The sequence below is a fragment of the Ralstonia sp. TCR112 genome (genome assembly GCF_007997035.1).
GTDB classification, from domain to species: Bacteria; Pseudomonadota; Gammaproteobacteria; order Burkholderiales; family Burkholderiaceae; genus Ralstonia; species Ralstonia edaphi.
Map to the genome: position 1 here is coordinate 167,984 of NZ_VOSS01000001.1, position 8,482 is coordinate 176,465.

The 8,482-nt window shown below is 67.0% G+C and carries 9 protein-coding genes; 8 read left to right on the plus strand and 1 reads right to left on the minus strand.

All coding sequences use genetic code 11. The annotated features are described in order from the left end of the window. Positions 1 to 44 precede the first annotated feature (44 nt). From hda to FUT88_RS00900, 8 genes are read left to right on the plus strand one after another with little or no spacing between them, the layout of a single operon-like run. Complete coding sequence (gene hda, locus FUT88_RS00865; protein ID WP_004631704.1) at positions 45 to 746, plus strand: DnaA regulatory inactivator Hda; 702 nt, start codon at positions 45 to 47, stop codon at positions 744 to 746. A gap of 51 nt (positions 747 to 797) precedes the next feature. After that, a complete protein-coding gene (locus FUT88_RS00870) occupies positions 798 to 1,472 on the plus strand; it encodes an HAD family hydrolase (RefSeq protein ID WP_027680636.1) in 675 nt (224 codons plus the stop codon). Positions 1,473 to 1,483: 11 nt separating this feature from the next. Then, positions 1,484 to 3,046 (plus strand): polynucleotide adenylyltransferase PcnB, encoded by a 1,563-nt coding sequence (pcnB, locus tag FUT88_RS00875; protein ID WP_147213421.1) that lies wholly within the window; start codon positions 1,484 to 1,486, stop codon positions 3,044 to 3,046. Further along, the gene (gene folK, locus FUT88_RS00880) at positions 3,043 to 3,558 is read left to right on the plus strand and encodes a 2-amino-4-hydroxy-6-hydroxymethyldihydropteridine diphosphokinase (RefSeq protein WP_147213422.1); all 516 of its coding nucleotides are present in this window, start codon (positions 3,043 to 3,045) and stop codon (positions 3,556 to 3,558) included. The genes pcnB and folK overlap by 4 nt, the downstream gene beginning before the upstream one ends. Before the next feature lie 29 nt (positions 3,559 to 3,587). Then, positions 3,588 to 4,232, plus strand: a complete 645-nt coding sequence (locus FUT88_RS00885) for a deoxynucleoside kinase (RefSeq protein WP_147213430.1) — start codon at positions 3,588 to 3,590, stop codon at positions 4,230 to 4,232. Positions 4,233 to 4,292: 60 nt separating this feature from the next. After that, entirely contained in the window at positions 4,293 to 5,111 is an 819-nt protein-coding gene (gene panB, locus FUT88_RS00890; protein WP_147213423.1) for a 3-methyl-2-oxobutanoate hydroxymethyltransferase, read from the plus strand. 11 nt (positions 5,112 to 5,122) lie between these two features. Beyond that, positions 5,123 to 5,830: an ABC transporter permease gene (locus tag FUT88_RS00895; protein ID WP_147213424.1), complete on the plus strand. Its 708-nt coding sequence runs from the start codon at positions 5,123 to 5,125 to the stop codon at positions 5,828 to 5,830. Continuing rightward, positions 5,827 to 6,525, plus strand: coding sequence for an ATP-binding cassette domain-containing protein (locus tag FUT88_RS00900; protein ID WP_147213425.1), 699 nt, complete (start codon positions 5,827 to 5,829; stop codon positions 6,523 to 6,525). The genes FUT88_RS00895 and FUT88_RS00900 overlap by 4 nt, the downstream gene beginning before the upstream one ends. Here the strand turns inward: FUT88_RS00900 and FUT88_RS00905 are convergent. Then, positions 6,469 to 8,367, minus strand: a complete 1,899-nt coding sequence (locus tag FUT88_RS00905; protein WP_147213426.1) for a bifunctional chorismate-binding protein/class IV aminotransferase — start codon at positions 8,365 to 8,367, stop codon at positions 6,469 to 6,471. The two genes, FUT88_RS00900 and FUT88_RS00905, sit on opposite strands and share 57 nt — an antisense overlap. Between the last annotated feature and the right edge of the window lie 115 nt (positions 8,368 to 8,482).

Here is an 8,482-nt window from a genome sequence, read left to right on the forward strand (position 1 = left end):
GACTGAAGGCAACTGAAAAGTACGGCGACTCCACTCCAAGTTTCATGGCCACACCCGAACAGCTCCCGCTCGAACTCGGTGCGACACCCGCCCCGACCTTCGACAACTTCGTCGCCACCGGCAACGAAGAGGCGGTGCTGCGCCTGCGCGCCCTGATTCCGCAAGTGGTGGACGGCACCGCAACCGACCGCCTGGTCTACCTCTGGGGCGAGGAAGGCAGCGGCCGCAGCCACCTGCTGCAGGCGATTTGCGCCCAGACCGAAGCCGGCGGCTACGAAGTCCGCACGCTGGAGCCCGACGCCCCGCCCGAAGCCTTCGAATTCGACCCGACCATCACCGTCTGGACCATCGACGACGCCGAGCGCCTGGACGAATGGGCGCAGATCGCCGTGTTCAACCTCGTCAATGAAGTGCGCGCGCATCCGCATGCCGCCATCGCCATCTCCGGGGCGGCCGCGCCGATGGCGATGCCGCTGCGTGAAGACCTGCGCACCCGCCTGGGCTGGGGCCTCGTCTACTGGCTGCGCCCGCTGTCCGACGCCGACAAGGTGGAAGCCCTGCGCCAAGCTGCCCGCGAACGCGGCATGCAGCTCTCGGCGGACGTGCCGCAGTGGCTTGTGACGCACTCCTACCGCGACATGCCGAGCCTGATGGCTTTGCTCGACGCCCTCGACACCTATTCGCTCGCCCGCAAGCGCGCCGTCACCCTGCCGCTCGTGCGCGACATGCTCGCGCTGATGAAGTGAATCCCAGGCTCGCACGGCCGGAGATGTAACGTTCGGGTAAAATCGCGCCCCATGAATCTGGCCCTCTTCGACCTCGATCACACCCTCATCCCCACCGACAGCGACCACGAGTGGGGACGCTTCCTCATCCGCCGCGGCGTGGTGGATGAAGCCGAATACCAGCGCAAGAACGATCAGTTCTATGCCGACTACAAAGCCGGCACGCTGGATATCCATGCCTTTCTGCGCTTTGCCCTGGCACCGCTCGCCGCCCATCCGCGCGACACGCTCGCCCAGTGGCACGCCGAGTTCATGCACGACGTGATCCGTCCGAAGATCACACCGCAGGCGCAAGCGCTCGTGTACAAACATCTGGATGCCGGCGACCTGTGCTGCGTGGTCACCGCCACCAACAGCTTCGTCACGCGCCCGATTGCCGAAGCGTTCGGCATCGACCACCTCATCGCCACCGAACCGGCCACTGCTGACGGCAACCCGGACAGCGCCTTCACGGGCGACGTGGCGGGCACACCGAGCTTCCGCGAAGGCAAGGTCGCCCGCGTGCATGAGTGGCTGGCCAACATGGGCCGCGGCTGGAGCGATTTCGAGCGCAGCACCTTCTACAGCGATTCGGCCAACGACGTGCCGCTGCTGGAGGAAGTGACCGACCCCGTCGCCACCAATCCGGACGACACGCTGCGCAACCTCGCAGCTGCGCGCAACTGGCGCATCATGGATCTCTTTTAAGCAGGCGCGGCGTGATCAAGAAACTCATCAATCGCCTGCTGGGCAAGACCTCCGCAGAGCCCACCGCTCCCGCTGAACCGGGGGCGCCCGCCGCCAGGAAGAGCCGCGCGCCCAAGGCGGCCAAAACCGCCAAGGCGCGCACCAAGTCCGCCGGTGGCGTGCCACGCCAGGCGCGCGTGTGGAGCGTGGACGAGCACGGTATCGACCCAAAGCTGCTCTCGCGCAACGCGATCAAGGTCACGTCCACGCTGCAGGACGCCGGCTATGCCGCCTTCATCGTGGGCGGCGCCGTGCGCGACTTGCTGCTCGGCATCAAGCCGAAGGACTTTGATGTGGCGACCAACGCCACGCCCGATCAGGTCCAGGCCCTGTTCCGCCGCTCGCGCATCATCGGACGCCGCTTCCAGATCGTGCACGTCACGTTCTACGGCGGACGCGATCAGGAAATCATCGAAGTCTCGACCTTCCGCGCGCTCGTCGACGCGGTGGACGCCGAGCAGGTGCCCGCCGGCAAGCGCGTCAAGCGCACCGAGCTGGACCACCACACGCACGCCGTCGACGCCAGCGGCCGTGTGCTGCGCGACAACGTCTGGGGCACCCAGGCCGAAGACGCCACCCGCCGCGACTTCACCGTCAACGCGATGTACTACAACCCCGCCGACGAAACCGTGCATGACTACCATCACGGCATGGAAGACATGCGCGCCCGCACGCTGCGCATGATCGGCGATCCGCATACCCGCTACCGCGAAGACCCGGTGCGCATGCTGCGCGTGGTCCGCTTCGCGGCCAAGACCGGCTTCGACATCGACCCTGACACGCGCGCACCGATCGCCGAGCTGGGCCCGCTGATCCACAACGTGCCAGCCGCCCGCCTGTTCGACGAGATGTTGAAGCTGCTGATGTCGGGCCACGCCTGGGCATCGCTGCAGGAGCTGCGCAAGGCGGGCCTGCACCGCGGCCTGCTGCCGCTGCTGGACGTCGCGCTGGAGCAGCCGATGGGCCAGCGCTTCGTGCAGCTCGCCCTCGACAACACCGACGATCGCGTGAAGGCTGGCAAGCCGGTCTCGCCGGGCTTCCTGTTTGCCGCGCTGCTGTGGCATCACGTGGTCGAGCACTGGAACCGCCGCCGCGCCGCCGGCGAGCCGCTGATCCCCGCGCTGCATACCGCCATGGACGAAGTGCTCGACCGTCAGACCGAGCAGCTCGCCATCCAGCGCCGCTTCACCTCCGACATGAAGGAAATCTGGAGCATGCAGCCGCGCTTTGAGAAGCGCTCGGGCCGCATGCCGTATCGGCTGCTGGAATCGCCGCGCTTCCGCGCCGGCTACGACTTCCTCGCACTGCGTTGTGCCTCGGGCGAATTGCCGCAGGAACTCGCCGACTGGTGGACCGACTTCCAGAACGGTGACGGCGAAGCTCGCGAAGCCCTCATGGCCCAAGCCAAGCACGCCCCGAGCCCGTCGGCAAATGCCGGTCCGGCCAGCCCGGGCAAGCGCCGTCGCCGCCGACGTGGTCCGGCAAAATCGGATACAGTCGTTGACGTCAATCCGGGAAGTTCGGAGGAAACGTGAAGACAGTGGCGTACATCGGCATCGGCGCCAACCTGGGCGACGCGCGCCAGGCAGTGAAAGACGCCGTGGTCTGCCTCGCACAGCAGGTCGGCATCACCGTCACCGGCAAATCGAGCCTGTATCGCAGCGCGCCCATCGAATCCAGCGGCGACGATTACATCAACGCCGTGGTGCGCATCGATACGCATTTCACCGCCGACCAGCTGCTCCGCATCTGTCACCACATCGAAGACCAGTTCGGCCGCGAGCGCCCGTTCCACAACGCGCCGCGCACGCTTGATCTGGACTTGCTGCTCTACGGGGACCACGTCCTCACCTCGCCCGAGCTGACGGTGCCGCACCCCCGCGTCGGCCAGCGCGCCTTTACCCTGCTGCCCCTGCACGAACTGGCGCCCGATCTCGTGATTCCGGGCATTGGCGCCGTGGCTGAGCTGCTGCCCGGCGTGGCCGACCAGCGCATCGAAAAGACCACGATGTGTCAGTGCATGCGCGCCAAGCAGCCCGCCGCCTGATCATCCGCACCACGCACAAACACCTGCCGATGGCCCTGGACCACCTGCGCCGTATCGTTGTCGAGGGGCCCATTGGCGTGGGCAAGACCGCGCTGGCTCAGCGCCTGGCCGATCATCTGCGCGCGTCGACGTCATTCGAGACGCCCGCCGAAAACGCCTTCATCGCCCGCTTCTACGAAGAACCCGCGCGCTATGCGCTGCCGGTGCAGCTGCGCTTCCTGCTGCAACGTGCCGAGCGTCTGAAGGCTTGGCACAAGGCGACGCTCGCCGGCGAGCGCATCGTCGCCGACAGCTTCCTGCCGCGCGACCGGCTGTTCGCCCAGCTCACGCTGCCAGCAGATGAACTCGCGTTGTACGACGCGATGGCCAATGCGCTGGCCCTGCCGCAACAGCGCATCGACCTCGTCATCTGCCTGCAGGCGCGCGCCGAGGACCTGCTGCCGCGCATCACCCGTCGCGCGGTTCCTTACGAAACAGGCATCGATGCGGAGTATCTCGAACGCATCTGCGCCGCATACGGCGAGCTGTTTCTGTATTACGATGCCGCACCGACGATGATCGTCGACACCGCTGCCTTCGACCCCGCAGGCAACGACGACGATTTCCGCACCTTGCTCGCCCGCATCGACGCGATGCGCGGACCCAAGGAATTCATCAAGCTGGCAACGCGCTAGTCAGTCGACGCACCGCATGGTCTGCGTGGGCGCTCGCGATGCCCCAATGAGTCTCAGTCCATGAGCTATCTCCAGGAATCGAACCGCAAGGCCGTCACGGTGACTTCGCTGCAGGCCATGCGTGCCGCCGGCGAGCGCATCGCCATGCTGACCGCCTACGACTCCAGTTTCGCCGCGCTGATGGATCGCAACGGCACCGACGTGCTGCTCGTCGGCGATTCGCTCGGCAACGTGATGCAGGGCCAGAAGACCACGCTGCCGGTCACGCTCGAGCACATCGTCTATCACACCGAATGCGTATCGCGCGGCATCGAGAAAGCGCTGCTGGTATCCGACCTGCCGTTCGGCACCTATGGCACGCCCGAACAGGCATTCCACAGCGCCGTGCGCGTGATGCAGGCCGGCGCGCAGATGGTCAAGCTCGAAGGCGGCGTGTGGCTCGCGCCGACGATCAAGTTTCTCGTTGAACGCAGCATTCCGGTGTGTGCGCACATCGGCCTGACGCCGCAATCGGTGCATGCGTTCGGCGGCTTCAAGGTGCAGGGTCGCGGCGACGAAGCGGCTGCGCAACTGAAAGCCGACGCGCTGGCCGTGCAGGATGCCGGTGCGCAACTCGTCGTGATGGAAGCGATTCCTGCCGCGCTGGCTGGCGAGGTGACGCGCCTGCTGGCCATTCCGACCATCGGCATCGGTGCGGGGTTGGAGTGCTCGGGCCAGGTGCTCGTGATGCACGACATGCTGGGCGTGTTCCCCGGTCACCGCCCCAAGTTCGTACGCAACTTCATGGACGGGCAAGCCACCATCGACGGCGCCGTCGCGGCCTACGTGGCCGCCGTCAAGGACGGCACGTTCCCTGGCCCGGAACACACCTTCGCCTGAGCGGCATCCGCATGGAAATCTGGTCGGCCACCGTCGACGCCTTCGCCCTGCTCGCCAGCGGCGATGCGGCGCTGTGGCGGATCGTCTGGGTGTCGTTGAAGGTGGCGATCATGGGGTTGGCGCTGGCGGCCCCTCCCGGTCTGCTCATCGCTTACCTCATCGCCATGCACCGCTTTATGGGCCGCCGCGCGCTCGTGGTGCTGGCGCAGGCGTCGCTGTCGTTTCCGACGGTGCTGATCGGGCTGCTGCTGTATCTGCTGCTGTCGCGCCAGGGGCCGCTGGGCGGCTTCGGGCTGCTGTTCACGCAGGGCGGGATGATCCTCGGGCAAGCGGTGCTTGGGCTGCCGGTGATCGTCGCGTTTGCACTGACGACACTTGAGCGCGCGGATCCGCGTCTGGCAGAAACCGCGCGCGTGCTGGGCGCCGGACGCGTCCGGCTGCTGCTGACGGTGTTTCTTGAATTGCGCTTCGGCCTGATGGCCGCGGTGGTGGCCGGCTTCGGACGCGTCATCGCAGAAGTCGGCTCGGCGCTCATGGTCGGCGGCAACATCGAAGGCGTCACGCGCACCATGACCACGGCGATTGCGCTGGAAACCAGCAAGGGCGAGTTCGCACAGGGCATCGCGCTGGGCATCGTGCTGATCGTGCTGGCACTGCTCGTCAACCTTGTGCTGGCGTGGCTGCAAGGGGCTGGCAACTATCGCAGGGAGCCGGCATGAGCGCGTCGTCGCAGCCCACGATGGTGTTTGAAGGCTTGCGCTGCCAGCACGGCGCGCGGGTCTTGTTCGAGATTCCGCGCCTGGCCCTGTCGGCCGGACACGCGATTGTCATCACCGGCGCAAACGGTGTCGGCAAGACAACGCTGCTGCGCAAGCTGGCCGGGCTTGCACCCGCCAATGGCGCGACGGTCGACATGGGCAAGGGGCGGCAGGCGCTGTCACCCTACCCGGCGGAGCTGCGCAAGCGGCTGACCTACGTACACCAGCATCCCTATCTGTTCCGCACGTCGGTACGCGCGAATCTCGCCTATGGCCTGACCACGGGAGCACACCGCGTACCGCATGCGGAGCTCGCTGCGCGTGTCCACGATGCGCTGCGCTGGGCGGGTCTGGAGCACGTGGTGGATGTGCCGCCCGAACGGCTGTCCGGTGGAGAGACGCAACGGCTCGCCTTGGCGCGTGCTCGCGCGCTGCACACGGATGTGCTGCTGCTCGACGAACCGACGTCCAATCTTGACGGCGCCGCACGCGAGCAAGTCATTGCGCTGGTCGGCGAGCTGGCAGCGGAGGGCCGCACACTGTTGATGGTCTGCCACGACCGCGAGCTCATCAACCTGCCCGGCGTGGCGCGCTGGAAGCTAGAGCACGTCGGCGGTCAGGGCCGGCTCGAAATGCGCGGGCACCACGCCGCGTAGCGCATTGCATACAGCGATGGCCTCGGCGCGGGCAACATCGGCGCGCGTGAGGACACGCTCTTGCAGCGGCCCACCGAGCCAGGGCGATGCGTCTTTCAGCAGCACGGCGCGCATCACCCCCGGCAAGACCCCCGCGGACAGCGGCGGCGTCCACCACGCACCATCGAGCTTGACCAGCAACGTGCTGCGCCCGCCTTCAGCCAAGGTGCCGTCCGCGTTGAAGAACACGGCATCGAATGCACCTTCGCGCTCGGCTGCCTGCCACGCAGCGTCATAGCCTCCGCGCAACGTGGTCTTGTGCGTTGGCAGACTGTGCGTGGCCTCGCGCGGTTGCGGTGCGACGAGCAGGCGGACCGGCGCATCCCAGCTCGCATGCAGGGGCGACAGAGGCCCGGCCGATACGTTGGCCACACCGTCCGACGTAAGCAATAGGCGCATGCGGTAAGCGCCCCCGCCATCCAACAATGTGCACGCACGCGCCACGTTGTCCGCCAGCGCAGTCCGATCAAACGGGAAACCAAACGCAGCCGCTGAACGCCCCAGCCGCGCCAGATGCCAATCCAGCAAAGGCACCCCGTCGCGCGTCGCGCGCATCGTCTCGAACAACGACAACCCCGGGTCGAGCGCCGTCACGAAGCGCGCTTTCAGTTGGCACTCCGCGTATTCCTCATCCGCGATGCTGTCATGCACGATGCCGGAGCCGATGCCGAGTTCACCGCGGCGCAGGCCATCGGTGCCGGGCGCGCTCAGCACCAGCGTGCGGATCGCCACCGAGAAGCATGCGTCGCCCATCGCGCGATCGTCGGCAGGCGCATCGATCCAGCCGATCGCGCCCGTGTACAGGCCGCGCGGCTCCGGCTCCAGCGCCTTGATGATTTCCATCGTCCGCCGCTTGGGCGCGCCCGTGATGGAGCCGCACGGAAACAGCGCGCGCAGGCAATCAGCCAGGCCAGTGGCGGGCGGAATCTCGGCCTCCACGGTCGACGTCATCTGCAGCACGCTGCCGAACGGCGTCACTTCGAACAGCGTCGGCACGCGCACCGAACCCGCGCGTGCGAGACGGCCCAGATCGTTGCGCAAGAGGTCGACGATCATCAGGTTCTCGGCGCGGTTCTTCTCATCAGCTGCGAGCGCGATGGCGCGGGCTTCGTCGACTTCGACGTCGCCGGATGCGGGCGCGGTGCCCTTCATCGGCCGCGCAACCAGCTGGCCGGCCTGGTGCGAGAAGAACAGCTCCGGCGAGCACGACAGAATCGCGCCGCCCTCCGGCAGCCCGATGAACGCGCCGTACGGCACCGGCTGGCGCGCGCGCAGGCGCCGATACAGCGCCGCGGGCGCGCCAAACGCCGTCATGCGCAGCCGGTACGTGTAGTTGACTTCGTAGGTGTCGCCCGCCGCAATCCAGTCGTGGATGCGCGCGATGGCGTCGGTATAGGTGGCGTGATCAACGCTGGCAGCACAGTCGAACAGACCGGCCGCCCTCGCCGCTTCAGGCCAAGCCTCGAACAGCGAATCGACCTCCGCCGGCGACAGCACCTGCATCGTGCGGAACAGCAGCACACGCAGGCGGCCATCGTGGCCGGGCAAGGACGAAGAGATTTCAGTGGAAGCCGGCAGACCGACCAGCGGCTCGCCAAACTCATACGGCGCAACGATCAGGGCATGCAAACCCTCGCGCCAGGCGGCGCGGAGGTCATCGTCCAGCCCATCCAGGATACCGGCCGGCCGGAAAAACTCGCCGGCATAACCGGTGTACCAGCGCGAGCACGGCGCCCCGCCCGAAGTGGCATCGTCCAGCAGCGCGAACGGCGCGCCGGCTTCTGGCGCTTGGAGCGGCTGCATGACGATGTCCCGATTGAAGAGTTGGTGTTTAAGAAGCCTCGAAAAGCGTAGCGAGCGGCCCGAGGTTGCACTGTGATGCTCGCCGTACCAATGTACGGCGAGCATCACAGTGCAA